Source organism: Devosia riboflavina (assembly GCF_000743575.1).
GTDB lineage: Bacteria > Pseudomonadota > Alphaproteobacteria > Rhizobiales > Devosiaceae > Devosia > Devosia riboflavina.
Window position 1 is genome coordinate 1 of the sequence record NZ_JQGC01000009.1, and the last position, 24872, is coordinate 24872.

The 24872-nt window shown below is 62.8% G+C and carries 23 protein-coding genes, 1 other RNA gene and 2 pseudogenes; 17 read left to right on the forward strand and 9 right to left on the reverse strand.

Annotation, left to right across the window (positions count from 1 at the left end):
• Positions 1-162: pseudogene (locus tag JP75_RS27355) on the forward strand (IS110 family transposase); the annotation flags it as partial.
• A gap of 90 nt (positions 163-252) precedes the next feature.
• On the opposite strand, the gene JP75_RS10800 reads toward JP75_RS27355, so the two are convergent.
• The 3 genes from JP75_RS10800 to uxaC all read right to left on the reverse strand — a co-directional run bounded on the left by JP75_RS10800 (position 253) and on the right by uxaC (position 3286).
• Positions 253-762 (reverse strand): CAP domain-containing protein, encoded by a 510-nt coding sequence (locus JP75_RS10800; protein WP_051960599.1) that lies wholly within the window; start codon positions 760-762, stop codon positions 253-255.
• Between the two features lie 19 nt (positions 763-781).
• The gene (locus JP75_RS10805) at positions 782-1633 is read right to left on the reverse strand and encodes an aminoglycoside phosphotransferase family protein (RefSeq protein ID WP_160194670.1); all 852 of its coding nucleotides are present in this window, start codon (positions 1631-1633) and stop codon (positions 782-784) included.
• Between the two features lie 234 nt (positions 1634-1867).
• Complete coding sequence (gene uxaC, locus JP75_RS10810; protein ID WP_035082643.1) at positions 1868-3286, reverse strand: glucuronate isomerase; 1419 nt, start codon at positions 3284-3286, stop codon at positions 1868-1870.
• A 218-nt stretch (positions 3287-3504) separates the two neighbouring features.
• Between uxaC and JP75_RS26535 the strand changes: the two genes are divergently transcribed.
• The 8 genes from JP75_RS26535 (at position 3505) to JP75_RS10845 (ending at position 10931) form a co-directional block, all read left to right on the forward strand.
• Positions 3505-3666 (forward strand): hypothetical protein, encoded by a 162-nt coding sequence (locus JP75_RS26535; RefSeq protein ID WP_160194671.1) that lies wholly within the window; start codon positions 3505-3507, stop codon positions 3664-3666.
• Positions 3667-3724: 58 nt separating this feature from the next.
• A complete protein-coding gene (locus JP75_RS10815) occupies positions 3725-4396 on the forward strand; it encodes a response regulator transcription factor (RefSeq protein ID WP_035082644.1) in 672 nt (223 codons plus the stop codon).
• A 155-nt stretch (positions 4397-4551) separates the two neighbouring features.
• A complete protein-coding gene (locus tag JP75_RS10820; protein ID WP_035082645.1) occupies positions 4552-7005 on the forward strand; it encodes a sensor histidine kinase in 2454 nt (817 codons plus the stop codon).
• A 204-nt stretch (positions 7006-7209) separates the two neighbouring features.
• Entirely contained in the window at positions 7210-8052 is an 843-nt protein-coding gene (gene dapD, locus JP75_RS10825) for a 2,3,4,5-tetrahydropyridine-2,6-dicarboxylate N-succinyltransferase (RefSeq protein ID WP_035082646.1), read from the forward strand.
• A gap of 104 nt (positions 8053-8156) precedes the next feature.
• Positions 8157-8636, forward strand: coding sequence for a DUF805 domain-containing protein (locus JP75_RS10830; RefSeq protein WP_035082648.1), 480 nt, complete (start codon positions 8157-8159; stop codon positions 8634-8636).
• A gap of 18 nt (positions 8637-8654) precedes the next feature.
• Positions 8655-9809 carry a succinyl-diaminopimelate desuccinylase gene (dapE, locus tag JP75_RS10835; RefSeq protein WP_035082650.1) on the forward strand — a complete coding sequence of 385 codons (1155 nt, stop codon included), beginning with the start codon at positions 8655-8657 and terminating at the stop codon, positions 9807-9809.
• On the forward strand, positions 9806-10351 hold the full coding sequence (locus tag JP75_RS10840) for a hypothetical protein (protein ID WP_035082652.1): 546 nt from the start codon (positions 9806-9808) through the stop codon (positions 10349-10351). Before dapE ends, JP75_RS10840 begins: the two co-directional genes overlap by 4 nt.
• Before the next feature lie 16 nt (positions 10352-10367).
• Positions 10368-10931 carry a hypothetical protein gene (locus JP75_RS10845; RefSeq protein ID WP_035082654.1) on the forward strand — a complete coding sequence of 188 codons (564 nt, stop codon included), beginning with the start codon at positions 10368-10370 and terminating at the stop codon, positions 10929-10931.
• Positions 10932-11083: 152 nt separating this feature from the next.
• Here JP75_RS10845 and truA read toward each other — a convergent pair whose 3' ends face one another.
• The 3 genes from truA to def all read right to left on the reverse strand — a co-directional run bounded on the left by truA (position 11084) and on the right by def (position 13590).
• A complete protein-coding gene (gene truA, locus JP75_RS10850; RefSeq protein ID WP_035082658.1) occupies positions 11084-11821 on the reverse strand; it encodes a tRNA pseudouridine(38-40) synthase TruA in 738 nt (245 codons plus the stop codon).
• A 117-nt stretch (positions 11822-11938) separates the two neighbouring features.
• The gene (gene fmt / locus JP75_RS10855; protein ID WP_035082660.1) at positions 11939-12862 is read right to left on the reverse strand and encodes a methionyl-tRNA formyltransferase; all 924 of its coding nucleotides are present in this window, start codon (positions 12860-12862) and stop codon (positions 11939-11941) included.
• A gap of 212 nt (positions 12863-13074) precedes the next feature.
• Positions 13075-13590: a peptide deformylase gene (gene def / locus JP75_RS10860; protein WP_035082663.1), complete on the reverse strand. Its 516-nt coding sequence runs from the start codon at positions 13588-13590 to the stop codon at positions 13075-13077.
• Positions 13591-13723: 133 nt separating this feature from the next.
• On the opposite strand from def, the gene JP75_RS10865 reads away from it, so the two are divergent.
• Positions 13724-15148, forward strand: a complete 1425-nt coding sequence (locus JP75_RS10865) for a DNA recombination protein RmuC (RefSeq protein WP_051960601.1) — start codon at positions 13724-13726, stop codon at positions 15146-15148.
• A gap of 262 nt (positions 15149-15410) precedes the next feature.
• Here JP75_RS10865 and JP75_RS10870 read toward each other — a convergent pair whose 3' ends face one another.
• Positions 15411-15623: a hypervirulence associated TUDOR domain-containing protein gene (locus JP75_RS10870; RefSeq protein ID WP_035082665.1), complete on the reverse strand. Its 213-nt coding sequence runs from the start codon at positions 15621-15623 to the stop codon at positions 15411-15413.
• A gap of 210 nt (positions 15624-15833) precedes the next feature.
• Here JP75_RS10870 and JP75_RS10875 point away from each other — a divergent pair, with 210 nt between their 5' ends.
• The 3 genes from JP75_RS10875 (at position 15834) to JP75_RS10885 (ending at position 19583) form a co-directional block, all read left to right on the forward strand.
• Complete coding sequence (locus JP75_RS10875) at positions 15834-17360, forward strand: Do family serine endopeptidase (protein WP_035082667.1); 1527 nt, start codon at positions 15834-15836, stop codon at positions 17358-17360.
• A gap of 135 nt (positions 17361-17495) precedes the next feature.
• Entirely contained in the window at positions 17496-18167 is a 672-nt protein-coding gene (locus tag JP75_RS10880) for a response regulator transcription factor (RefSeq protein WP_035082669.1), read from the forward strand.
• A 3-nt stretch (positions 18168-18170) separates the two neighbouring features.
• Positions 18171-19583 carry a HAMP domain-containing sensor histidine kinase gene (locus JP75_RS10885; protein WP_035082672.1) on the forward strand — a complete coding sequence of 471 codons (1413 nt, stop codon included), beginning with the start codon at positions 18171-18173 and terminating at the stop codon, positions 19581-19583.
• 192 nt (positions 19584-19775) lie between these two features.
• Here the strand turns inward: JP75_RS10885 and JP75_RS10890 are convergent, their stop codons facing one another.
• Positions 19776-20639 carry an LOG family protein gene (locus JP75_RS10890; protein WP_035082675.1) on the reverse strand — a complete coding sequence of 288 codons (864 nt, stop codon included), beginning with the start codon at positions 20637-20639 and terminating at the stop codon, positions 19776-19778.
• A gap of 183 nt (positions 20640-20822) precedes the next feature.
• Between JP75_RS10890 and ffs the strand changes: the two genes are divergently transcribed.
• The 4 genes and pseudogenes from ffs (at position 20823) to recR (ending at position 23955) form a co-directional block, all read left to right on the forward strand.
• Positions 20823-20918: signal recognition particle sRNA small type (gene ffs, locus JP75_RS25860), an RNA gene on the forward strand.
• Between the two features lie 112 nt (positions 20919-21030).
• Positions 21031-22851: pseudogene (locus tag JP75_RS10895) on the forward strand (DNA polymerase III subunit gamma/tau); the annotation flags it as partial.
• Positions 22848-23171 carry a YbaB/EbfC family nucleoid-associated protein gene (locus tag JP75_RS10900; RefSeq protein ID WP_035082681.1) on the forward strand — a complete coding sequence of 108 codons (324 nt, stop codon included), beginning with the start codon at positions 22848-22850 and terminating at the stop codon, positions 23169-23171. The pseudogene JP75_RS10895 and the gene JP75_RS10900, both read left to right, overlap by 4 nt.
• Positions 23172-23361: 190 nt before the next feature.
• The gene (gene recR / locus JP75_RS10905) at positions 23362-23955 is read left to right on the forward strand and encodes a recombination mediator RecR (protein WP_035082683.1); all 594 of its coding nucleotides are present in this window, start codon (positions 23362-23364) and stop codon (positions 23953-23955) included.
• Between the two features lie 161 nt (positions 23956-24116).
• Here the strand turns inward: recR and JP75_RS10910 are convergent, their stop codons facing one another.
• Positions 24117-24752, reverse strand: a complete 636-nt coding sequence (locus tag JP75_RS10910) for a response regulator transcription factor (RefSeq protein ID WP_051960631.1) — start codon at positions 24750-24752, stop codon at positions 24117-24119.
• Positions 24753-24872: the final 120 nt, after the last annotated feature.

Consider the following 24872-nt stretch of genomic DNA (forward strand, 5'->3'; position numbering starts at 1 on the left):
GTGCTCAGCGCCATCAAAGTGCGCGACCCGGTGCTCGCAGGTTTCTACCAAAGGCTCAGGGCCCGCGGCAAACCATTCAAACTCGCCATGATCGCAACCGTCCGGAAACTCATCACAATCCTCAACGCCATCGCCAGAACCGACATAGCTTTTGCAGACTGATCCACGGTTGCTTGTCCCGGCAATCCATCTCGCCTCCGCATGGACTACCGGGACAAGCCCGGTAGTGACGATCATCGATAGAGTTTTGGCCTACTCGTAGACGCGCCAGGCATCAAAACTGCCGCCGGCGATCATGGCCCAGTAGAGTTTTCCCGAACTGGTCCGCGCCACCGCCAGGCCGAATTCGGTGAATTTTGATGAGAGCAGCGTGTTGCGATGACCCTGGCTTTCGAGCCAGCCGCCGATGACGTCGGGCAAGGTCTTGTAACCCTTGGCGACGTTTTCGCCGACGGCGCCGAGATAGCCGGCTTCGGTGACGCGCTGGCGCAGGGTTACGCCGAGATCGTGGCTGAGCTTGTCCTGGCGGGCCATGAGGCGGGCCTGGGAGAGGGCTGCGGTTTCAAGACGCGGATTGTAGGTCCAGGGCGGAGCGCCATTGGCTTTTCGCGTGGCGTTGATGGCCGAAAGAATTTCGTCGCGCGTCAGGCTTTCCGGCCGGTTGGAGGTTGCGGCCGGCAGCGGCGGGATAGTGGCCGAGCAGGCAGAGAGCAGGCTGGCAGCGCCAAGGGCGAGAACGGCGCGGCGAGAAAAATGAGGCATCGAGAAATTTCCGGGGCGATCAGGCAAGGTCGTAGGCGCTGAGGAGATTAGGGAGGCAGGCCAATTGGCCGATGATGGGTTTGCCCTCTTCGATATCCCAGCAGGCGGAGAGCGCGGCGTGGGCGGCGGCCCAGCCGAGGATGCGCTTGCGATTGTAGCCGAGGCGCTGGGAGAGGATATCGGCGCGGGCGGCGATGCGCTTGGGGTCGGAAGCGATCTTGTCGCCGCGCTCGGGATTGATGAAGATATTGGCGGTTTCGTAGGCGGGGTCGCCGAGGAGCCCTTTGGGGTCGATGGCGAGCCAACCGCGATCGGAACTCATGATATTGTCGTGGTGGAGATCGCCGTGGAGCGGCACGATGGCGCTGGGCTTGTCGAAGAGTTTCAGCGCGATGCCGGCTGAGCGGGCATAGAGGTCGCGGGCCGTGTGGGGCCAGGCGCGGACGTCGGTATCGAAAAGGGTCTGGAAGCGGTCGCGGAGCGGCTCCAGGCCTTCGGGCGCGTCGGGGCGTGGCTTGTGGAGGCTCGCGACGACCGTGGCGATGGCGATGGTGCCTTCGTCGTCCTTCCCGGCGCGGACGGGTTCGCCCAGCGTGCCACCATCGAGCCATTCCATGAAAATTGTATCGCCATGGGTATCAAAGACCGTGGCGGCGCCGTCGCCTTCGTACCATTGCAGGAGGCGGACGCCCCTGCCCTCTTCCTTGGAAGCTTCAGGCTTGATGATTTTCAGCGCCGCGAAATTGCGGCCGTTCTGCTCGACGCGAAAAAGCCAGCTCCGCGGCGTTTCGGCCACGGGTGTGGATTTCGTCAGAGACCAACGGATCATGGCGCGGCTGAGCGCGGTTTCTGCATGGGACTGATTCATCATGGCGCCATTAGAGCAGAAGGCGGCGTGCGATTCGACGGCTTTTGCTGGTGGCGCGAGAAGGTGATGAAAGTGTGGTGGGGCGGGCCACATTATCGTGGCTTCCGCACCCCCTCCCATCCTCCCCGGTCAAGGGGGAGGTGTCATATCCAGTTCTGGACTGGCGCTCGTTCAAACCACCGGCCCGGCACCCTCCCCCTTGCGGGGAGGGTTGGGGAGGGGGGAGTGGGCCGCGATTTACTTGATCTTGTATGCATCCTTGGCCGCCTGATAGCTCAGGTGCTTGGCGATTTCTTCGGCCGAGGACTTGGTCAGCCGGTTCTCGCCGACCCAGCGACCCAGGAAGCCGCAGACTTCGCGGCGCCAGACGTCGTGGCGGGCGGGGATCGAAAGCAAGGCGCGGGTGTCGTCGTTGAAGCCGGCGAGGTTATAAAAACCGGCGGTTTCGACGACCTGGTCGAGATAGCGGCGGATGCCCTGCGGGCTGTCGTGGAACCACCAGGGCGGGCCGATCATCAGGCTGGGCCAATAGCCCGCCATGGGGGCGAGTTCGCGGGCATAGGTGGTTTCGTCGAGGACGAACATGATGAGCCGCAGGTTGGGCTCGTTGCCGCAGCGCGAGAGTAGCGCGCGGAGGCCGCCGACATAGTCGGTGGGGCCGGGAATATCGGCGCCGAGATCGGGGCCGCGTTCGGAAAAGAGCAGCGGATCGGTATTGCGGCGCGAACCGGCATGGATCTGCATGACCATGCCGTCTTCGACCGAGAGCAGCGCCATTTCGGTCATCATCTGGGCGCGGAAGAGCTCCGCATCATTGGCGTCATGCTTGCCAGCGAGAATTTTGTCGAGCAGCGCTTGCTTCTCGACCAGCGGCAGGTCGGCCGTGTTGGCCGTGGGCACGCCGTGGTCGGTGGCGACGGCGCCAAAACGACGGAAATATTCGCGGCGCTTGCGGTGGGCGTTTATGAGGCCATCCCATTTGGAAATGTCTTCGCCGGTCAGCTCGCCGAATTTCTTGAGATTTTCGACGATGGCGGGGCGGCTGGGGTCGGTGACGTCATCGGGGCGATAGGTGGTGCGAACCTGGCCGATGAGGCCCTGCCCTTCCATCGACTGGTGGTGGGTCAGGGGATCGAGCGCGAATTCGGTGGTGGCGATCACCTCGACGTTGAAGCGTTCGAGGATGGCGCGCGGCAGGAGTTCGGGCGCGCCGAGTTTGGCGTCGATGGCGTCAAAGATGCTGTCAGCGGTTTTGCCCGAAAGCTCTTCGGTGATGCCGAAGACGGCGTGGAGCGAGTGATCGACCCAGGTTTTCGAGGGCGTGCCGGCGAAGAGGTAATAATTGTCGGCAAAGAGGCGCCAGGCCTTGCGGCCGTCGGTTTCGACGGGCTTGCCGTCTTTGCGGGGAATGCCCAGCGCGTCGTAGCTGATGCCACGACTCCTCAGCATGCGCAGCACATAGTGATCGGGCGTCAGGAACAGGGCCGTGGGGCTGGCAAAGCGACCATTTTGGGCGAACCACGACGGGTCGGTATGGCCATGCGGGCTGACGATGGGGAGCTCCTTTACCGCCGGGTAGAGATCCCTAGCGATGGACTGCGCGGGCTCGGAAGCGGGGAAGAGGCGATCGGGGTGAAGGTGTGCTGGCTGGGTCATGGCAGAGTTGTGCCATGTTCGGGAGAGGCTTTCAACGTCTTCCATACAAGACGAATATTGTGAAGATTTAAGACAAATTAACTGCTCTCGCAAACTGCAATTCGTCATGAAGCCAAGCGAGGCTATCGTGCTGATGCGGGTGAGAAACAGCTCTCTTCAAGGCGGCTGCCCAATGTCGACTCCTGGCCCGAAGGGCCGGTGCCACATGAGGGATGAGCATGGCCAATCTCGATTTCGAAGCACAGGGACTGAAGCAGGTGCAGCTCGAGGCACGGCGCGGGGCGCATGTGCAGCGGGCGCAGCAGATGCTGATCGCGGCAGGGCTCGCGGCGCTGTGCGTCATTGGTGTGGCCGGGGCGTTTCTGGCGCAGGTGATGTAAGCCGGTTTCGCGCGGCGCAGGCCTTCGATAATATCCCGCGCGGGGAGACGAACCGCGCATGCGAATTTTGCTTGTCGAAGACAATGAGGACCTGGGCGAGGCTATCGAAAGACGGCTGCGCACGGCTGGTCACTCGGTCGACTGGGTGCGCGACGGCGCCGATGTGGTGCCCGCGGCCAAGGGCGAGGATTTTGACGCGGTGGCGCTCGACCTGATGCTGCCCAATCGCGATGGGATCGGGCTGATTGCCGAATTGCGGCGGGAGAAGTTCTCGGCGCCGATCCTTGTCATTACTGCCCGTTCGGAAATCGACGACAAGGTGAGCCTGCTCGATCTGGGGGCGGATGATTATCTCGTAAAGCCGTTTGATCTGCGCGAGCTTGAGGCGCGGTTGCGGGCACTCATTCGACGGACGGGCGGCAAGACCAGCAGCGTTCTGGCGCTGGGGGATCTGGAGCTGGATCTGGCTGGGCTCAATGCCAGCGTTGGTGGCAAAGCGCTGGAGCTGGGGCGGCGGGAGTTTCGGCTGCTTGAGATTTTGCTGACGCACGCGGGCAAGGTGGTGGCCAAGGAGCGGCTGATGAACCAGCTCTTCAATTTCGATGAGACGGTGTCGATCAATGCGCTGGAGCTGCATATTTCAAGGTTGAGGAAGAAGCTGGAGCCGGCGCGGGTCGAGATCGGGACGGTGCGGGGGGTTGGGTACGTGGCGCGGGCGGTGGATGGGTAGTTTTTTCGCCTTGTCCGCCCTGCCCCACGCCAATCCACCGTGTCATTCCCGCGAAAGCGGGAACCCCTGTTCTGAAACGGAGGTCCCCGCTTTCGCGGGGATGACACCGAGAGAACGAAAGCAATTGTGGGCGCCAAACATGCAGGGGCATCGGCGTGCCCACTAAAAAGTCCTTCTCCATCCGCCGGCGCATTCTGGCTCTGGCTACGGTGCTGCTGCTGGCGGCAGCGGTCGCGCTGATTGTGTTCATTCGCGACTATGCGGAGCGGGCGGCGGATCGGGCTTTTGACCGGTTGCTGGCAGCGTCGGCGTTGACGATTGCCGGGGCGGTGCAGGTTGAGGATGAGACCGTCATCGTCGAATTGCCCTTTGCCGCCTTTGCCATGTTTTCCGGGGCTGATCGCGTTTTCTATGCCGTGGAGGGGCCGGATGGGCAGACCGTGACGGGCTATGAAGACCTCGCGGCACAGATGGACGAGACCAGTTCGGCGGAGCCGCGCTTTGCCGATATCCAGTATCGCGGGGAACTGGTGCGTGTGGCGTCGATCGGGCGGTTGATTTCGACGGCGAGCGATACGGGATGGGTGACCATCCATGTCGCCGAGACGCAGAACCAGCGCGAGGCGCTGTCCAATGAAATTCTCTCCAATGCCATTGTGCCGGTGATTGCGCTGACGCTGCTTGCGGTCGGGCTTGTGTGGTTCGGCATTTCGCGCATGTTTGCGCCGCTGACCGAGCTGGAGCACGAATTGGCGGCGCGGCCGCCGGATGATCTGTCGCCGGTGAGCGTGCCGGTGCCGGTGGAGGTCGGGCACCTCGTGGCGGCGCTCAACGGGTTCATGGGGCGGCTGCAAAAGACCATGGAGCGGGTGAGCGGACTCGTGGCCGAGGCGGCGCATGAGGTGCGGACGCCGCTCGCGTCGCTGCGGGCGCAGGCGGAAGTGGCGATGGATGAGCAGGACCTGGAGGCCATGCGGGGCCGGGTCGGGCGCATTCATATGGGGGCCGTGCAGGCGAGCCAGTTGGTCAGCCAGCTTCTTATGGACGCGACGATCTCGCACCGGCTTGAGGCGCAGGACAGCGAGATGGTGGCGCTGTGGGGGATCATCGAGGAAGTGTGCCAAAGGCTCGATGGGGAGCAATTGGAGCGGGTGTCGCTTGAGGCGTCGGACGCGGCGCGGGCGGTGCAGGTGCGCGGGGATCGCGTGGCCTTGCGCGAGATGATGCGCAACCTGATCGACAATGGATTGGTCTATTCCGAGGGGCCGGTGGAGATCGGGGCGGCGATTGCGGCGGACGCGCTTGTTATCACCGTTGGTGATCACGGGCCGGGGATGGACGACGAGGAGAAGGCGAGCGTGCTCGAACGCTTCAAGCGCGGCAAGGCGAGTGCCGGAACGGTGGGCTCGGGGCTGGGGCTTTCCATCGTGTCGCGGGTGGCCGAGGCGCATGGCGGAAAGCTGCGGTTTGGCGATCGCGCGGGGGGCGGGCTTCTGGTCGAGGTGGCGCTGCCGCTGACGCGGGTATCGCGGCGGGCTGGGATGGCGGCGATGGCAGGGCTGGCGCTGGCCGCATTGTTGCTGGTGCCGGGCAATGCCGAAGCAGCATCGACGAACTATCCGGCGCCGGATGGGTCGAGCGGGACTGTGCTTACCATTGTCGGGGTGACGGACACGAAGGTGTTTCAGGCCTTTGTCGCCGGCTTTCAGGCGGAGCGGCCGGAGGTGACGGTCACCTATGAAGAGATGGATTCGCTGCCGCTGTTCCGGCAGTTTTTGGACGGCACACTACCGGTGGCGCCCGATCTGCTGATTTCGTCGGCCTCGGACCTGCAGCTCAAGCTCGCCAATGACGGGCATGCGCTGGCCTATGATAGTCCCTATCTCGGCGCCCTCCCCGATTGGGCGCATTGGCGCAATGAGGTGTTCGGATTCACGTTCGAGCCGGCGGTGATCATCTACAATCCGGACCGTATTGCGCTCGAAGACGTGCCGCGCACGCATCTGAAACTGGCGGAATTGCTGGAGACGGAAACCGAAAAATTCCGCGGGCAGATTGCGACCTATGACATAGCGCTCTCGGGGGTGGGTTATCTGCTGGCGGCGCAGGACCAGACGATTTCGTCGACCTTTTGGCGGCTGGCGACGGCGTTCGGGCGGGCGGGGGCGCAGTTTTCGGGGTCGAGCCCGGCGATTTTGAATGGCGTGGCCGAGGGGTCGCTGGCGTTGGGGTATAATGTGCTGGGGTCCTATGCCTTTGCGCGGCAGGCGGAGGGGGCCAATATCGAGATCGTGGTGCCGGACGATTATGTGCTGGTGCTGACGCGCTCGATGCTCATTCCGCGGGACGCGAAAGAGGTCGATCTGGCGCGGGCGTTTGTGGATTTTGCCCTCTCGCCCGCGGGGCAGGGAATCGCGGCCAGCGGTACGGCGCTGGGGTCGGTGGTACCGGGATCGACCGGGGATTGGACCAGCGAGGCGATTGCGGCGCGGGGGCGCGGGGTGATCCAGGCCATTCCGCTGGGGCCGAGCCTGCTTGTCGCGCTCGATACGCTGCGGCGGCAACGGTTTCTCGATACGTGGAAAGAGATCGTGTCGCCGAAATTGTAGGGTGCAGAGGTTGCCGAACCCCCACCCTTGATCCCTCCCCACAAGAGGGAGGGAGACGATGGAACCGGGACATTGAGGCTGGCGCCTCCCTCCCCCTTGTGGGGAGGGAATGAGGGTGGGGGTGGCGGGCGCGATACCTGCATTCAAGTTGACACTCCGCCCTGCCCCGCTATGGTCCGCGCCAGCATTTCCGTAGGAGCCGTCATGTCGAACGCCCAGCTTTCCACCGTCATCGAAACCGCCTTTGAGAACCGGGCCGAGATCAATTTCTCGACCAAAGGCGAAGTGCGCGATGCAGTGGAAACGGCGCTGAACCTGCTCGATAGCGGACAGGCGCGCGTGGCCGAGAAGGTCGATGGCAATTGGCAGGTCAATCAGTGGCTGAAGAAGGCCGTGCTGCTCTCGTTCCGCCTCAATGACAATGTGCTCATCGAAGGCGCTCCGGGCGGAGCCAACTGGTTCGACAAGGTGCCGAGCAAGTTCCAAGGCTGGGGCGAAAACCAGTATCGCGCCGCCGGTTTCCGGTCGGTGCCGGGTTCGGTGGTGCGCCAGTCGGCATTCATCGGCAAGGGTGTCATCCTGATGCCGAGCTTTGTGAATCTCGGCGCCTATGTCGATGAAAACACCATGGTCGATACCTGGGCCACGGTCGGGTCCTGCGCGCAGATCGGCAAGAATGTGCACCTGTCGGGCGGCGTCGGCATTGGCGGTGTGCTGGAGCCGCTGCAGGCCAATCCGACCATCATCGAAGACAATTGCTTTGTCGGGGCGCGCTCGGAAGTCGTCGAAGGCGTGATCGTGGGCGAAGGCTCGGTGATTTCCATGGGCGTCTTCATCGGCGCTTCGACGAAGATCATCAATCGCGCCACCGGCGAGGTGCATATGGGCAAGGTGCCGCCCTATTCCGTCGTCGTTTCCGGTTCGCTGCCCGGCAAGCCGTTGCCGGATGGCACGCCGGGACCGAGCCTCTATTGCGCTGTGATAGTCAAAACCGTCGATGCGCAGACGCGCTCGAAGACCGGTATCAACGAACTGCTGCGCGACTAGGTCCGGGGTTCGGTCGGCATAATAGGCGGCGCTGGCTCTTGCCGCGCCGTCATCCTACTCTTCGCTCTGCGCCGGAATGATTCCGGGCCAATGTGGGGGAAGTCATGGATAAAATCGTTGCACTATTGACCACGTCTGAAGGCCGCATCGGCCGCCAGCAATGGTGGATCGGCGTGCTCGCCGTTTTCGTCATCGCGCTTATTGCCAGCATCGTCCTGAACCTGATTGCCTTTGGCAATTTCACCGTCCTGTCCTGGCTCTATGTGCTGCTGAACCTGGCCCTGCTGTGGCCGAGCTACAATATCGGCATGAAGCGCCGGCACGACCGGGACAGCGATGGCATGGACCTCAAGATCCTGCTCGGCGCCAGCGTGCTGCTCAATCTGCTTACGGCGACCGGCATCGGCTTTTCGGTGGTCGATATCGGAGGTGGCGTGATGCTGCCGCAGCCGCCGTTCTGGCTGACCGCGCTCAATCTTATCTTCGGCATTTTTGCCATCTACATGCTCGTGCAGCTCGGTTTTCTCAAGGGCACCACGGGCTCCAACTCCTATGGTGCCGACCCCGTCGGCGCCGCTGCCTGACTTTTAGGACTTTTTCCGTTGACCATCGACCCGCAGAACCTGCTCGAACGCCTTATTGCCTGCCCCTCGGTGACGCCGGAGGCGGCGGGAGCGCTCGACCTTTTGGCGAAAGAGCTGGAAGCGATCGGCTTTGCCGTGACGCATCTGCGGTTCGATGGTGACGGGTCCTATCCCGTCGACAATCTCTTTGCGACGCGCGGCACGGGGGGGCGGAAGCTGCTCTTTGCCGGGCATACGGACGTCGTGCCGCCGGGCGACCGGGCGCAATGGACGAGCGATCCATTCGAGCCGCGGGTCGAGGGCGGCAAGCTTTTTGGGCGCGGGGCGGCCGATATGAAATCGGGCGTGGCGGCGTTTGTGGCGGCCTGCGCCGCCATTCCGACAGAGGCGGGCACGATCCAACTCGCCATTACCAATGACGAAGAGGCCGATGCCATCAATGGCACGGAGAAGCTGGTGCGCTGGATGGCCGATAATGGCCACAACTTCGACTTTGCCCTGGTGGGCGAGCCGAGTTCGGCCGAAGCGCTGGGCGACAGCATCAAGATCGGGCGGCGCGGATCGTTTTCGGGCGTGGTGACGGTCAGGGGAGTGCAGGGGCATGTCGCCTATCCGCACAAGGCCAATAATCCGTTGCCGGTGCTGGCCGCGGTTTTGACGGCGCTGAGCACGACGCGGCTTGATGATGGCACGGAACATTTTCCGGCCAGCAATCTCGAAGTGACGACGGTGGATGTGGGCAATCCCACCGGCAATGTCATTCCCGGCTCCGGCACGCTGAAATTCAATATCCGCTATAATGACATCTGGACGCCGGACAGTTTGGCTGAGTGGGTGAAGGCGCGGATCGCATCGGTCGATGCGCATGGCACCGAAGTGATCTTCGAGATTGCCGGCGTGCCGTCGCGCTCTTTCCTGTCGCCGCTTTCCGACGATATCGACACGCTGTCCGATGCCATCGAGGACGTCACCGGGCGCCGCCCTGAATATTCGACCGGTGGCGGCACGTCGGATGCGCGCTTTATCGCGCAATATGGGCCGGTGGTGGAATGTGGGCTCGTTGGCCCCTCCATGCACAAGGCCGACGAGCATATCGCCATTACCGATCTCGTCGGGCTGACGGCGATCTACGAAAGCTTTATGGAAAAATTCTTCGCGGGCGACGACGAATGAAGATTTTCGCGGCGCTGAAGGAGGCACTGGCTGGCTGGATCGCACTGATCCGCGGCGAGGCCGATTGGATCGGGCATTTTGCGATTTCGGCGGCGGGACTGACGACGGCGCTGGTGCTGTTTTTCTTTTTTGCGCTGCTCTCGATTGCGCTGGCGACGGCCGACGTCGGCATTCCGAATTTCTTCGGCCTCCTCATCGCGCTGCTGGTGCAGAGCCTTTCCATTCTCGCGCTGCTCATCGGCGTGCTTGTGACCCGGCGCATGGTGCCGGGCGAGGCACGGATGATGAACCTGATGGTGCCGGGGATTTATGCGCTGATCGCCTATCTCGTGGTTGGCACCATCCTCTCGCTGATTGCCGGGCCAGTGCTGATCCTCTTATGGATCGGCCTCGCCTTCCTGCTGTTTGAGCTGGGCTGGCGGGCCGGCGGCTGGAATATTGGCGTTGCTGCGGCATTTGCGGTTTTGACCATGGTGCTGCTTGTCGGTATGCCAGTGACGCTCTACATGGTGCTTGGCCCCGTGGCCGCGCCCACACCTTGAGACGAGATCCACGCCCTTGGCCCAGCCTAATTCTCCTTTTTTCGAAGAAGCCGCGAGCGCCATTCGGGGCTGTGTTGCCCTGATCACCGGCAAGCGCGACGCTTCGACCTATTTCGATTTTTCCCAGCGCGGCCTTGTCGGCAGCCTGATCGCGGCAGTCGTTGCCGTCATGCTGGCCGGCTTTGGGCCGGTGCTGTTCGGCATCAACATGCCGGCCGGGGCGGCGACGCAGTCGGTCATCGTCAATGCGGTGCTGTTCGTGGCGCAGGCGGGCATGGCTGCCCTCGTGCTGCGGCAAATGGGCCGGCAGGACGGGTTTATTCCCTATCTCGTGGCCAGCAATTGGGTAACGCTGGTTTCGGCGGTGCTGCTGCTGGTTTCGACGCTGTTCGGCGAAGCCGGCATCGTGCTGCTGCTCGGCATTGCCATCGTGGCGCTGCTGACTTTTATCAATATCGGCCGGTTCATCGTGACGCTGGCGCCGTTGCAGATTGGGCTCTTGTTCGTATCGCAGGCGGTGGGTGTGTTTCTGGCGCTCGGCATTGTCGCCATGTTCCTGCCGGCGCCGGCGCTGACGTAACAGGCGCCCAAGTAGCCCTCATGGTGAGGTGGGAGGCGCAGCCGACCCTCGAACCACGAGGGCGTGGCAACGCATCATCGGGGGCACGCCCTCGTCCTTCGAGGCTCCGCTTCGCTCCACACCTCAGGATGAGGTCTACTGGGAGGCCTCGGCTAGTAATCCGCCCGGACAAAGTACAGCCCCGTCGATGGCGCCATGGCGCCGCAGCGGCTGCGATCGGCGGCATCGAGCGCGGCGCGGAAATCGGCCGGGGTCCATTTGCCTTCGCCCACGAGTTTGAGCGAGCCGACCATGGAACGCACCTGATGGTGCAGGAAGCTGCGGGCGCTGGCGGTGACGACGACATGATCGAGTTCGCGGCGCACGGCAAAGTGGTCGAGCGTGCGGATGGGCGAATTGGCCTGGCACTCGGAGGAGCGGAAGGTCGTAAAATCGTGGCGGCCGAGGATTTTTTGCGCGGCTTCGTGCATGCGATCGGCATCGAGCGGCATGGGGACGTGCCAGACCTGATGGCGCTCGAGCGCCGCGGGGGCGCGGCGATTGAGGATGCGATATTCGTAGTGGCGCGCAAGGGCGGAGAAGCGGGCCTCGAACGTGTCGGGGGCGATTTCGCACTCGATGACGGCGGCCGGATGCGGGCGCAGGTGATAGTTCAGCGCCTCGCGCACGCGAAAGGGGTCGCGATCGGTCGAAAGGTCGAAATGGACGACCTGGCCGAGAGCGTGCACGCCGGCATCGGTGCGGCCGGAGGCTTGGGTGGTCACCATCTCGCCCGAGAAGCGGAAGATGGCTTCTTCAAGGGCCTGTTGCACGCTCATGCGATCGGCCTGACGCTGCCAGCCGCAGAAGGGCGTGCCGTCATATTCGAGGGTGATTTTATAGCGGGGCAATCGTGAGATACCCCCACCCTTGATCCCTCCCCACAAGGGGGAGGGAGACGATGGAACCGTGACACTCAGGCAAGCGCCTCCCTCCCCCTTGTGGGGAGGGAATGAGGGTGGGGGTGCTCAAACCACCCGCTCCGGCAAGGTCCCTGCCCCGCGCAGGAACGTTGCGGCATCCATGGCGCCCTTGCCTTCGCGCTGCACCTGGGTGAGGCGGACGGCGCCGGAGCCGCAAGCGATGGTCATGTCGGGGCCGATCAATGTGCCGGGGGTGGCATTGCCGGAGGCGATTGTGGAGCGCAGCGCCTTGATGCGGGTGGGCTTGCCGCCGAGGTCAAGTTCGAACCAGGCGCCGGGGAAGGGCGAGAGGCCGCGAATGGTATTGTGCACCTCTTCGGCGGATTTGGAGAAATCGAGCTTGGCTTCGGCCTTTTCGATCTTTGCCGCATAGGTGACACCCTCTTCGGGCTGGGGCGTGAAATCGAGGCTGCCGCGTTCGAGCGCGGCGAGGGCGCGGCCCATGAGATCGGCGCCGAGGCGCATCATCTGGTCGTGCAATTCGCCCGCGGTCATGTCGGGGCCGATGGGGATGATTTCCGTCGGGCCCATGGCGCCGGTATCGAGGCCTTCATCCATGTTCATGACGACGATGCCGGTCTGCTTGTCGCCGGCCATGATGGCGCGCTGCATGGGCGCGGCGCCGCGCCAACGCGGGAGCAAGGAGCCATGGAGATTGAGGCAGCCTTCGGTGGGCGCTTCGAGAATGGCTTTGGGCAGGATCAGGCCATAGGCGACCACGACGGCGACATCGGCGCCGAGCGAGGCGAACTGGAGCTGTTCGGCTTCGTTGCGGAGGCTTTTGGGTGTGAAGACAGGAATGCCGAAATTTTCGGCGGCTTCATGCACGGGGCTTTTGCGCTCGGCCTGGCCGCGACCGGCAGGCTTTGGGGCGCGGGTATAGACGGCGAGGACTTCGTGGCCGGAAGCGACGATCTCGGTCAGCGTCGGCACGGAAAATTCGGGCGTGCCCATGAAGACGACGCGCATATCACTGCTCCTGTCTTCCTTCTCCCCTTGCGAGAGAAGGTGCCCGAAGGGGCACCGAATTCGCGTTTGCGAATTCGGTTGGGATGAGGGGTCAGCGATATCTGCGCTGACACTGAGCGTGGGGAGAGAACCCCTCACCCTGATTTTCTGCTGAACGCAGAAAATCTGTCCCTCTCCCGCAAGGGGCGAGGGGAAGTCCAGTGGCTCACCAGCTATCGCGCGGCCAGCTTGGCCTGCTTGTCGAACTTCTTGATAACGCGGTCGCGCTTCAGGCGGCTGAGGTAGTCGATGTAGAGCACGCCATCGAGGTGGTCGAGTTCGTGCTGGATGCAGACGGCGAGCTTGCCATCGGCGTCCTTGGTGACTTGCTGGCCGTCGAGATCGGTGTATTTCACCGTGACCGTCGAGGGACGCTCGACTTCGTAGTAGAGCTCGGGAATCGAGAGGCAGCCTTCCTCGGTCACCTGGATTTCGTCGCCGAATTTGGTGATTTCGGGATTGATCATGACGAGCGGCGCGGCGGGCTCGTTCTCGCCGGCCAGATCCATGACGACGATGCGCTTCATCACCCCGATCTGGGGCGCGGCAAGGCCAATGCCCGGCGCGTCATACATGGTGTCGAGCATGTCCTTGGCCAGGGTCTTGATCTCTTCGTCGACCTCGACGATCGGATCGGCAACTGCGCGCAGGCGCGCGTCGGGAATGATGAGTATCGGGCGGATGGCCATGGCAAAGGTCCGGCAATATCTGGATTTGCCAGTGATATGGCGTTTTGAGGCCCTGCGGTCAACTGCGCAGGGGGTTTGCGCACCACGCAGAATAGAACATTTTAAGAACAGAAGAATCGGGTAGAGTGCACCCATGAGTGAACTCGACACTATTCTGTTCGTGATCGGCGATCTGCCGGTGAGCCTGGGCCTTGCGCTTGTCGTCGGCATTGTGGTGCTGCTGGCGACAGGCGTTTTTCTCCTTGTCGGCTCGGCCCGCGCCAATGCGCAGCGGGCCGACGAAGTGGCGCGGGAAGCGAGCGAAAGCCTCAAGGCGAGTTTTCTCGAACAGATCGCCCAGCGCGACATGCGCATTCGCGATCTCGATTTGAACCTAGTGCGCGAGCGCGAACGGGCGGGCGAGCTGATCGACAATGAGCGGGAGAAGAACAGCGAGCTGATGGCGGAGCTCGCGGCCATGCGGACGCGGCTTGATGAGCAGGCGCGGCAGAACGAAGCCAATATGAAGCGCTTTGTCGACGCGCGGCAGCAGATGACCGACGAGTTCAAGGCCATTGCCGGCGATGTGCTCAAGAGTCACGGCGAGACGTTTTCCAAGCAGAACCGGGAGCAGGTCGACATGCTCCTAAAACCGCTGCACGAAAAAATCGTCGAATTCCAGGGCGGCATGTTGCGCGATCGGGCGGCGATGGGTGAGCAGATCCGCGCGCTGGCCGAGAGCAACCTGACGATTACGACCGAGGCACAGAACCTGACGCGGGCGCTCAAGGGCTCGTCGCAGACGCAGGGCGCCTGGGGCGAGATGATTTTGGCGACCATTCTCGAACGCTCGGGGCTGCGCGAGGGCGAACAATATCTCACCCAGACGAGCCATGCGGGCGAGGACGGGGCACGGCTCAGGACCGACGTCGAGGTGCTGATGCCCAATGACGACCGGTTGGTGATCGATTCAAAGGTCTCGCTGACGGCGTTTGAGGCCTATACCAATGCCGAAGAGGATGTGCGCGAGCAGTTCTTGCAGGCGCATATTGTTTCGATCCGGACCCATGTGAAAACGCTTGGGGACAAGAATTATCATCGCCATGCCAAGTCGAGCCTCGACTATGTGATGATGTTCGTGCCCATCGAGGGCGCGCTGTCGGCGGCGATCAAGGCCGATCCCAATCTTTTTGAATATGGCATGAGCCAGGGCGTGATGCTGACGACGCCGACGACGCTGATGACGGTGTTGCGGACGGTGCGGAATGTCTGGGATATCGAGAAGCGGCATCGGAACGCGGAAGAAATCGCCGAGCGTGCCGGGGCGCTTTACGAAAAGGTCGCCGGGTTTTTGGGGACCATGGACAGGGTCGGGAACAGCCTCGACGCGGCGCAACAGCAGTTTGCCAAGGCCAAGGATCAACTTTCTACCGGGCGTGGGAACGTGGTGCGGCAGGTGGAAATGTTGCGCGAGCTTGGCGCGAAATCGGGGAAGAGCCTGCCGGCAGGATGGGATGGTGGCGCGGATGAGCAGCCGGCGCTGCGGCTGGTGGGTGAGGAGCCGGGGGATCGGAATTAGCGTTTTTCCCGCAGGTCATCCTCGGGCTTGACCCGAGGACACGTCACTTAACGATGACGCGGCAAGTGCAGGGCCCTCGGGTTAAGCCCGAGGGTGACGCTTTGTGTTGCGATGTCCCCTCTCGTCGTCATTGCCGGGCTTGTCCCGGCAATCCATTTTCGCCGTAACCTGCCATCCTGCGGATGGCTTGGACCACCGGGACAAGCCCGGTGGTGACGAAGGAGCGGAGGGAGCAGGGTTAGTGAGTAGGGGCGGCGCAGCCCTACCCCGCCCGCAATTCGCTTCGGCTCTTCAGCACCAGATCGCCGTCTTGCGGCTCGATGAGAAAAGCCGGTTCCTGGCGGCTCGCTTCGCGCGTCACTTCCCCACCCTTGATGGTGCGGGTGACACGGCTCGTAAAACGCTCGATGATCTTGCCGCTCGCCTGGTGTGCGCCCCAGGTCCAGCTAACCTTTGAACCTTGCCGAAATGCCATGAAAACCTCCTTCGGGAGGCAATGGTTGACCGTCCGGAGGGTTGCAAAAGGCCTAATTTTGCTGGGATTGTGGCGGCGAGATAAAGGCTGCCGCAATGACGCCAGCAACATTGCCAAACATTAATGCTGGCGCAACTTCTCAGAAAGGCGGACCGTTCCATATCTAGTGCCACAAGCTGTTGAGAGCTTTTTCGAAGGAGACTTTTCCTTATGCGTCCCACTCTTCTTTCGCGTACGCGCCGTTGGCTTGGAGCTTCGGCCCTGGCGCTTCTGGTGGGTATCGGCGGCGTATCCACGGCCTTTGTGCTGACGGGTCAGGCAGCCAATGCCCAGGTGCGCAATGTCGCCCAGATCGCCGTGCCACAGGTGAACCAGCAGCAGGGCTTTGCCGACCTCGTGGATGCCGTCAAGCCGGCAGTGGTTTCCATTCTCGTTGAAGCCCAGGAACCAGCCCGCACGGTGCAGCGCGGCGGCGATTTCGAGTTCAACTTCCCCGATCTTCCCGAAGGCCACCCCTTCCGTGACTTCTTCGACCAGTTCGGTGGCCCCGGCGGCCCGCGTGGTCAGGGTGGCGATGCCAAGCCGCGCCAGTTCATGGCAGCCGGCTCGGGCTTCATCATTTCCGAAGACGGCTATGTGGTCACCAATAACCACGTCGTTTCCGACGCCACCAAGGTCACCGTGATCTTTGAAGACGGCTCCGAACAGGTTGCCACGGTTGTCGGCACCGACGAGCGCACCGACCTTGCCGTATTGAAGATCGAAGGCAAGGACCTGCCCTTCGTGACCTTCGAAGACACGCCGAGCCGCGTGGGCGACTGGGTGGTCGCCGTGGGTAATCCATTCGGCCTCGGTGGTACCGTGACCGTGGGCGTCATTTCCGGCGCCGGCCGCAATATCGGCGGCTCGAGCTATGGCGACTTCCTGCAGATCGACGCGGCCGTGAATACCGGTAACTCGGGCGGCCCGGCCTTCAACACCAATGGCGAAGTGGTCGGCGTCAATACCGCCATCTACTCCCCCAATGGCGGCAATGTCGGTATCGCCTTTGCCATCCCGGCCCACACGGTCAAGCAGATCGTCGATCAGTTGATCAACAATGGCTCGGTGACCCGCGGCTATCTCGGCGTCTCCATCCAGGACGTGACCAAGGACATTGCCGATAGCGTTGGCCTTGCCAATGCCCGCGGCGCCATTGTCCGCGAGCCGGCTTCCGATGGCCCTGCCGGCGATGCCGGCGTCAAGTCGGGCGACATCATCACGCATGTCGATGGCGACCAGATCGACGACGCGCTCGACCTCAGCCGCACCATTGCCAGCAAGGCACCGGGTTCGGATGTCGAACTGACCATCTGGCGCGATGGCGCGGAAACCAAGCTGACCGTCAAGCTGACCGAGCTGACCGAACAGGCTGCTCCGACCGAGGACCAGGCTCCGGTGCCGCCGGCCGACGTTCCGGAAAGCACGTCGAGCCTGGGCATGACCCTGGTTCCCAATGGTGACGGTTCGGGTGGGCTTCTGATCCAGGACGTCGAAGCAGACAGCACTGCGGCCCAGCGTGGCCTCGCCGTTGGCGACGTGCTGCTCGAAATCGACAACAAGCCGCTGAGCACGATTGCCGATTACGATGCCGCTATATCGGGCGTGCAGAGCAAGGGCCTCGATACGGCTCTGGTCAAGGTTGCCCGTAACGGCGAAGCCCGCTTCATCGGCCTGCCGCTCGGCGAAGAAGGCTAAGACCACGATCGCGCTTTTGATTGCCTAGCGGCTCGAAAGCGCCCTATGGGCTCCGGGGTTTCCCTCCCCCCGGAGCCTTTCACATAAGGGCATGTCTTTGTCCCGAAACCGGGGCCACTTTGGCGGAGCGTCGGCGTGAAGATTCTGTTGATCGAAGATGACCGGGAGGCCGCCAGTTACCTGATCCAGGCGCTGGACGAAGCGGGCCACGTGACGCACCATGCCAGCGATGGCGAAACCGGCTATGCCATGGCCTCGGGCATGGATTACGACGTGCTCATCGTCGATCGCATGCTGCCGCGGCGCGATGGTCTCTCCATCATCGAGAGCCTCAGGGCCGAGGGCGACAAGACGCCCGTGCTCATTCTTTCCGCGCTTGGCGAAGTGGACGACCGGGTGACGGGTCTGCGGGCCGGGGGCGATGATTATCTCACCAAACCCTATGCCTTTACCGAACTCCTGGCGCGCATCGAAGTGTTGGCGCGACGGTCGAGCCCGGCCGAGGCCGCGACCAATTACAGTGTCGGCGGGCTGTCGCTCGATCGGCTCAGCCGCAAGGTAGAACGCGACGGCGAGGCCATTCTTTTGCAGCCGCGCGAATTTCGGCTGCTCGAATATCTGATGAAGCATGCCGGCAAGGTGGTGACGCGCACCATGCTGCTCGAAAATGTCTGGGACTATCATTTCGACCCCCAGACCAATGTCATCGACGTCCATATGTCGCGCCTGCGCTCGAAGATCGACAAGGGGTACGACAACCCCCTGCTCCATACGGTGCGCGGCGCCGGCTACATGATCCGGGACTAGCACGTGAGCCGCTTCGCCCAGGTCTGGCGGACGTCCACCGTTCGCCTCACGGCCACCTTCATCGCCATTTTCGTCGTTTTCGCCATCCTGTTGATGGGCTTTATCGGCTGGCAGTCGAGCGTGCAGATACAGCGCCAGCAAACCGACGATATCGACCGCGAGGTCAGGCTGTTCCAGCGCATCGAAGCGACGCAGGGCATTCGCGCGCTGGCTTTTGCGCTCAATCGCCTCTCCGGGCAGCCGGGGCCGGGTGTCTATTATCTCGGCGATGCTTCGGGGCAATATCTCCTGGGTAATATGAGCGATGTGCCGCCCGATGTGCTGATCGATCCCGGCGTCTATAGCTTTGACTATGACCGGCCTGATCCCCTGGGCGAAGATGCAGTGGGACTGCCGGACCGGCCGAAACGGTCGGGCGTTGCCGTGGTGCGCTCGATTGAATTGGGCAATGGTATGCGGCTGGTCGTCGGGCGCGATGTGGTCGAGCGGCGCGGCTATTCGGCCATTATCCTGCAAAGTTTTCTCGTCGGCGTCGTCGGCATCATTTTGTTCTCCGTCGTCGCCGGCGGGGTGACGGCGCGGCGGGTGCTCAAGCGCATCGACACGATTCGAGATACCTCGACAAAAATCATGTCGGGCAATCTTTCCGAGCGCGTGCCAATTACCAAGCGCAATGACGAATTCGACGGGCTGGCGCGCAATCTCAATGCCATGCTCGACCGTATCGAACAGCTCTTGCAGGGGCTCAAGGAAGTCACCGACAATGTGGCGCATGACCTGAAGACGCCGCTGACACGGCTGCGCAACCAGGCCGAGGGCGCGCTGCGCGATACGGCAAGCCCGGAAACGCGCGAAAAGGCGCTGGAGACAGTGATCGCGGAAAGCGACAAGCTGATCCAGACGTTCAATGCGCTGCTGATGATTGCCCGCGTCGAAGCCGGGGCGCCTTCGGGGGCGCTGTCGGAGATCGATGTCAGCGCCATCGTTGCCGATGTGGCCGAGCTTTATACGCCTGTTGCCGAAGACGAAGGCATCGAGATTTCAACCGATATTGCCGAGGGTGTGAGCCTCAGGGCCAATCGCGAACTGATCGGCCAGGCCATGGTGAACCTGCTCGAAAACGCCATAAAATATGCCAAGCCCGAGGATGGCAGCGCCGGCAAGATTGCCGTGAGCCTCAAGCGCGCGAGCGGCAATGTCGCGATCGTCGTGGCGGATAATGGCCCCGGCATTGCCGAAGCCGATCGGAGCCGCGTGCTGGAGCGCTTCGTGCGGCTCGAAAAGAGCCGATCGGAGCCCGGCTCGGGGCTGGGGCTGGCGCTGGTCAATGCCGTGGCGCGCCTGCACGGCGGCAGTTTCCGCATCGAGGACAATGGGCCGGGCGTGCGGGCGGTGCTCGAGGTGCCGGGGAGTTAAAGCTTTTCATGCTTTGAACCGCTGCCCAGTAGACCTCATCCTGAGGCGCGGAGCGAAGCGAAGCCTCGAAGGGCGAGGGCGTGGCACTATGGCGCTGGCTTGCCCGACCTCGTGGTTCGAGGCTTCGCTACGCTTAGCACCTCACCATGAGGTCTTCTAAGCTTTTCAGTTTCAAAGCAAAGCTGAGATACTCTAGCCCCCAAGCCAGTCCGGCTCTTCGGTTTCCGGCAGCTTGTAGAAATCCCGGACCACGGCCCAGCCTTCCTCGGCGGTATCGACGATGGAGAACAGTTCCGGATCGGTCGGGGAAATGGTGCCAGCCTCGGCGAGGGCCTGCAAGTTGATCACCTTGTCCCAAAAATGCTTGCCGAAGAGCACGACCGGAATGCGGTCCATGCGGCCGGTCTGGATCAGGGTCAGGGTTTCGAAAAATTCGTCCAGCGTGCCAAAGCCGCCGGGGAAGACCGCGACTGCCTTGGCCCGCAGCAGGAAGTGGATTTTTCGCGTCGCGAAATAGTGGAAATTGAAGGAGAGGTCGGGCGTCACGTAGAGATTGGGCGCCTGTTCGTGCGGCAGCACGATATTGAGCCCGATGGAGGGTGCGCCCATATCGGCGGCACCGCGATTGCCTGCTTCCATGACGCCGGGACCACCGCCGGTGACCACCACATATTCGGTGAAATTGCTCGCGGCCGAGGTTTGGCTCGCAAGCTGGGCGAAGCGCCGGGCCTCGTCATAATAGCGTGAGGCAGCTTCGAGATTGCGCTTCTGCACCTCATTCTTGGCGGCCCAGGCCGGCTTGCCCGGCTCGGGAATGCGGGCGCCGCCGAAGAGCACGACGGTCGAAACGATACCGCGCTCGCGCAGGCGGAATTCGGTCTTGAGATATTCGAGCTGGAAACGGACGCCGCGGGTGTCTTCCGAGGTCATGAAGTCGTCATCGGCAAAGGCGAGCCGATAGGCGGGATTCTCCGTCTGCGCCGTCTGCGGCGCTTTCTTGGCGGCGGCAATGTCCTGCTTGGACGTGCGCAGCGAGGTCGGGTGGCGTCTGGCCAAATGGCTTCTCCCATCGGCGCGCCACAATTCGGCGCATTGCAAGAGGGCATAACCAGTGCGCTGCGCCGGGGCAAGGGCGGGCTGAGTGGTTCGGTTCACGAGTGTGGAAGCGAACCGGACATCAGGAACTCTTCGCGCCCTGCCCCCTTGCTTTCGACACCATTTGTTCGCATATAGCCGGTCGGGAGGTTGGCGCGGACGTGTTCCTCGCCAACCGGGTCAGGTCCGGAAGGAAGCAGCCCCAACGAGATCCTCACGGGTCGATGCCAGCCTCCTACTCAATTCTCTGTTCGTATCTGGCAATTTGAGCCGCAGGCTTTTGCGGGACGAACGTCATTGCCCTATGGTCGGATCATGACCCAAGGCAGATTCCCCAAGGCACCGGCAAGGAAGGGCAAAAATGGCTGAATCCCAGACCACGCCCTATCTGGTGCTGGCCCGCAAATATCGCCCGCGCGACTTCTCGACCCTGGTCGGGCAGGACGCCATGGTGCAGACGCTGGGCAATGCCTTTGCGCAGAACCGCATCCACCACGCTTTCATTATGACCGGCGTGCGCGGCGTGGGCAAAACCACGACGGCGCGTATCCTCGCCCGTGCCTTCAACTATGAAGACGAAAACGGCCGCCGCCCGACGCTCGATCTCGAGAAAGAAGGCATGCACTGCCGCGCCATTATCGAGGGGCGACATGTCGACGTCATCGAAATGGACGCCGCCAGCAATACCGGCATCAATGACATCCGCGAGATCATCGACTCGGTGAAGTATGGCCCGGCCTCGGCGCCCTACAAGGTCTATGTGATCGACGAAGTTCACATGCTGTCCACGGCGGCCTTCAACGGGCTCCTCAAGACGCTCGAAGAGCCGCCGCCCTATGTGAAATTCATCTTCGCGACGACCGAAATCCGCAAGGTGCCGGTCACCATCCTGTCGCGCTGCCAGCGGTTCGATCTTCGGCGCATCCCTGCCGATATCATGACGGCCTACCTCGAAAAGATTCTCGGGCAGGAAGGCATCGGCTTCGAGCCTGATGCCCTCGCCATGATCGTTCGCGCCGGCGAAGGCTCGGCGCGCGATAGCCTGTCGCTGCTCGACCAGGCCATTGCCCATGGCGGTGGGTCGGTTTCGGCGGCGACGGTGAAGACCATGCTGGGTCTCGGGGATCGCGCCAGGATCATCGACCTCTTCGAAGATGTGATGGGCGGCCGTGTCGCCGAAGCGCTGACGGCTTTGCGCGAGCTTTATGATCTTGGCGCCGATCCGCAGACCATGCTGGCGGACCTGGCTGAATTCACCCATCTCGTGACCCGCATAAAGGTCGTGCCTGCGGCGGCCGACGATGCGTCGCTGACGCCGGACGAACGCAGCCGCGGCCGCGATCTGGCGCAACGCCTGCCGATGCGGGCGCTGACGCGGGCCTGGCAAATTCTCTTCAAGGGCAATGAAGAAACCGGACGCGCCGGCAATGCCTTGCAGGCGGCGGAAATGACGTTGATCCGCCTCGCCTACGCTGCCGATCTGCCGAGCCCGGACGAGGTGATTTCAAAGCTTTCGGGCCAGGTGCTGGCCAATGCGCCGCTGACGCCCCCTACCCCGCGCCTGCCGCCTAATGGCGGAGGCGGCGGCGCTACGGCATTGCGCGTTGAGGCGCCGATGTCAGCGCAGCCGCAGGCTGTCGCCTCAGCGCAGCCGCAGGCTGTCGCGACGCAGGCGATTGCCTCAGCGCAACCACAGGCTATGGCCGAAACTGCGCCCGTCACGCGGCCGCAGGCGGTTGTGGCGCCGGCCTTGGCGACTGTCGCGACCTACAAGGACCTCATTGCCCTCGCCACGGCCAAGCGTGACGTGCTCGTAAAACTGGCGCTCGAATCGCAAATGCGGCCGATTTCCTTCGAACAGGGCCGCATCGAGGTGGCGCTGGCCGATGGCGCCGATCCGGGCATGATCGCGACGCTTTCGGCGCGACTGCAGACATGGACCGGTCAGCGCTGGCTGGTCATGGTTTCGACCAAGCCGCCCGAGGGCCTGACCATCCGGCAGGAGCGCGAGCAGCGCAAGGAAGCGGCGACCGCGGCGGCCCATGAGGACCCGCTGGTCAAAGCCATTCTTGAAACCTTTCCCGGGGCCAAGGTCGTTAACGTCTCCGTCAGGGATGACGAAGCCGCCATTCCCGAAATCGCCCCCGCACCAATCGAAGAGGACGACGAATGAAAGACATCATGGGCATGATGAAGGCCGCCAGCGAAATGAAAGGCAAGATGGAGGCCATGCAGGCCGAGCTTGCCGAGATGGTGGTTGAAGGCCGCTCCGGTGGTGGTCTCGTCACTGTGGCGCTGTCGGGCAAGGGTGATCTGCGCGGGCTCAAGATCGATCCTTCGCTCGTCAACCCTTCCGAGATCGAAGTGCTGGAAGACCTGATCGTTGCCGCTTTCAACGACGCCAAGGGCAAGAGCGAAACCGAAGTGCAGCGCCGCATGAGCGAAGTCACCGCCGGCCTGCCGATCCCGCCGGGGATGAAGTTTCCGTTTTAAGGCGAGCCACGATCTTCCCTTCTCCCCTTGCGGGAGAAGGTGCCCGAAGGGCGGATGAGGGGTATGCGACCCTTCCCTGCCAACTAAGCGTGGGGAGAGCACCCCTCACCCTGGAAAATCTGCTGGACGCAGATTTTCCTGTCCCTCTCCCGCAAGGGGCGAGGGAAGGCCGCGGTGCGAGGGACGAAACATGCCATCCGGCGGACCTGAAATCGAGCAATTGATCCAGCTTCTGGCCCGCCTGCCGGGCCTGGGGCCGCGTTCGGCGCGGCGGGCTGTGCTGCATATGATCAAGAAGAAGGAGCAGCTTATGCTGCCCCTTTCGGCGGCGCTCGACCGGGCCGTGGCGGCGGTAAAGACCTGCGAAATCTGCGGCAATGTGGATACGGTCAGCCCCTGCTCGATCTGTTCGGACCCACGCCGGGGCGATAGCGGTATTCTTATCGTCGTCGAGGACGTCTCCGACCTCTGGGCGATGGAGCGCGCTGCGCCCGGACAGGTGCGCTACCATGTGCTGGGCGGCGTGTTGTCGCCACTCGATGGCGTGAGGCCCGATGACCTCAATCTAGACATGCTGATTTCGCGCGCGCCGGATTATTCGGAAATCGTGCTGGCCATGAATGCCACGGTCGATGGGCAGACGACGGCACATTACATCACCGACCGGCTGGGGCCGGGAACCAAGGTGACAAGGCTCGCCCATGGCGTGCCGATCGGCGGGGAACTCGATTATCTCGACGAGGGCACGCTGAGCCAGGCGCTGCGGGCGCGGACGCAGATTTAGGTTTTTGCCACTCCATCGCTGGAGTGGCCCCACCCCCTGAACGTCATCCTCGGGCTTGACCCGAGGACACTTTACTCACGCAACTCGGCTGCAAGTGCAGGGCCCTCGGGTCAAGCCCGAGGGTGACGGCTGAGTGGTTTGGCCGAGGAATTTTTTCTTACCTAACTGGTCAACACGATCCGCATCAAATCCGCCGTGTTCTTGGCGCCGAGTTTTTCCATGACGCGGGCGCGGTGGACTTCGATGGTGCGGGGCGAAATGCCCAGTTTGCGGCCCGCTTCCTTGTTGGATTGCCCATTGGTGATGAGCTGGAGCACTTCGCGCTCGCGCGGGGTCAACTGAGAGAAACCCCGTACCTCCACGGGGCGCCTCCCACCCTGCATGGCGCCCAGATGCACGTCGCGGCGCAAGGCGTCGCGGATGATGCCGAGCAGGTGTTCGCTATCGATGGGTTTTGGCACCACATCGGTCGCGCCCAGTTTCATGGCGGTGACGGCGGCTTCGAGCTGGGGAGAATTGGTCAGCATGACCACCGGCGTGCCGGTATGCATCGTCTTGACGCGCCGCAGCAGTGGCAAGCCGCTTTCCTGGCCGATGACCAGGTTGACCACCGCCACATCGACCCGTCGCCGCTCGAGCGAGGCGAGGAAATGCCCGGCCTCGAGCGAGAACATGGTCTGAAAACCTTCGAGGCGGAACAGCACGCTCAGCCCCTCGCAGATGGCGGGATCGTCGTCCACGATATGGATCACACGGTCCCGATTGAGAAAAGAATGATAATAGGTGTCGTCGCTCATCGTGCCCAAAGCCCCTTTGGCAAGGTTCGCATTACCCTCGGGCCGGAGCCGCATGACAGCGGAAAAAACGCATCCACCGCCCTCCGTCCCACTCACCCCGGTAGTTTGCTCTAAGTGGTC

Excerpts from the sequence above, each read along its gene's own strand:
- JP75_RS10870 (WP_035082665.1), bottom strand. The coding sequence starts at position 15,623 with ATGGCATTTCGGCAAGGTTCAAAGGTTAGCTGGACCTGGGGCGCACAC.
- fmt (WP_035082660.1), bottom strand. The coding sequence starts at position 12,862 with ATGCGCGTCGTCTTCATGGGCACGCCCGAATTTTCCGTGCCGACGCTG.
- JP75_RS26535 (WP_160194671.1), top strand. The coding sequence starts at position 3,505 with ATGGCCAATCTCGATTTCGAAGCACAGGGACTGAAGCAGGTGCAGCTC.
- JP75_RS10875 (WP_035082667.1), top strand. The coding sequence starts at position 15,834 with ATGCGTCCCACTCTTCTTTCGCGTACGCGCCGTTGGCTTGGAGCTTCG.
- JP75_RS10840 (WP_035082652.1), top strand. The coding sequence starts at position 9,806 with ATGAAGATTTTCGCGGCGCTGAAGGAGGCACTGGCTGGCTGGATCGCA.
- JP75_RS10800 (WP_051960599.1), bottom strand. The coding sequence starts at position 762 with ATGCCTCATTTTTCTCGCCGCGCCGTTCTCGCCCTTGGCGCTGCCAGC.
- JP75_RS10805 (WP_160194670.1), bottom strand. The coding sequence starts at position 1,633 with ATGATGAATCAGTCCCATGCAGAAACCGCGCTCAGCCGCGCCATGATC.
- dapD (WP_035082646.1), top strand. The coding sequence starts at position 7,210 with ATGTCGAACGCCCAGCTTTCCACCGTCATCGAAACCGCCTTTGAGAAC.
- JP75_RS10900 (WP_035082681.1), top strand. The coding sequence starts at position 22,848 with ATGAAAGACATCATGGGCATGATGAAGGCCGCCAGCGAAATGAAAGGC.
- JP75_RS10910 (WP_051960631.1), bottom strand. The coding sequence starts at position 24,752 with ATGAGCGACGACACCTATTATCATTCTTTTCTCAATCGGGACCGTGTG.
- JP75_RS10830 (WP_035082648.1), top strand. The coding sequence starts at position 8,157 with ATGGATAAAATCGTTGCACTATTGACCACGTCTGAAGGCCGCATCGGC.
- JP75_RS10815 (WP_035082644.1), top strand. The coding sequence starts at position 3,725 with ATGCGAATTTTGCTTGTCGAAGACAATGAGGACCTGGGCGAGGCTATC.
- def (WP_035082663.1), bottom strand. The coding sequence starts at position 13,590 with ATGGCCATCCGCCCGATACTCATCATTCCCGACGCGCGCCTGCGCGCA.
- JP75_RS10865 (WP_051960601.1), top strand. The coding sequence starts at position 13,724 with ATGAGTGAACTCGACACTATTCTGTTCGTGATCGGCGATCTGCCGGTG.
- uxaC (WP_035082643.1), bottom strand. The coding sequence starts at position 3,286 with ATGACCCAGCCAGCACACCTTCACCCCGATCGCCTCTTCCCCGCTTCC.
- recR (WP_035082683.1), top strand. The coding sequence starts at position 23,362 with ATGCCATCCGGCGGACCTGAAATCGAGCAATTGATCCAGCTTCTGGCC.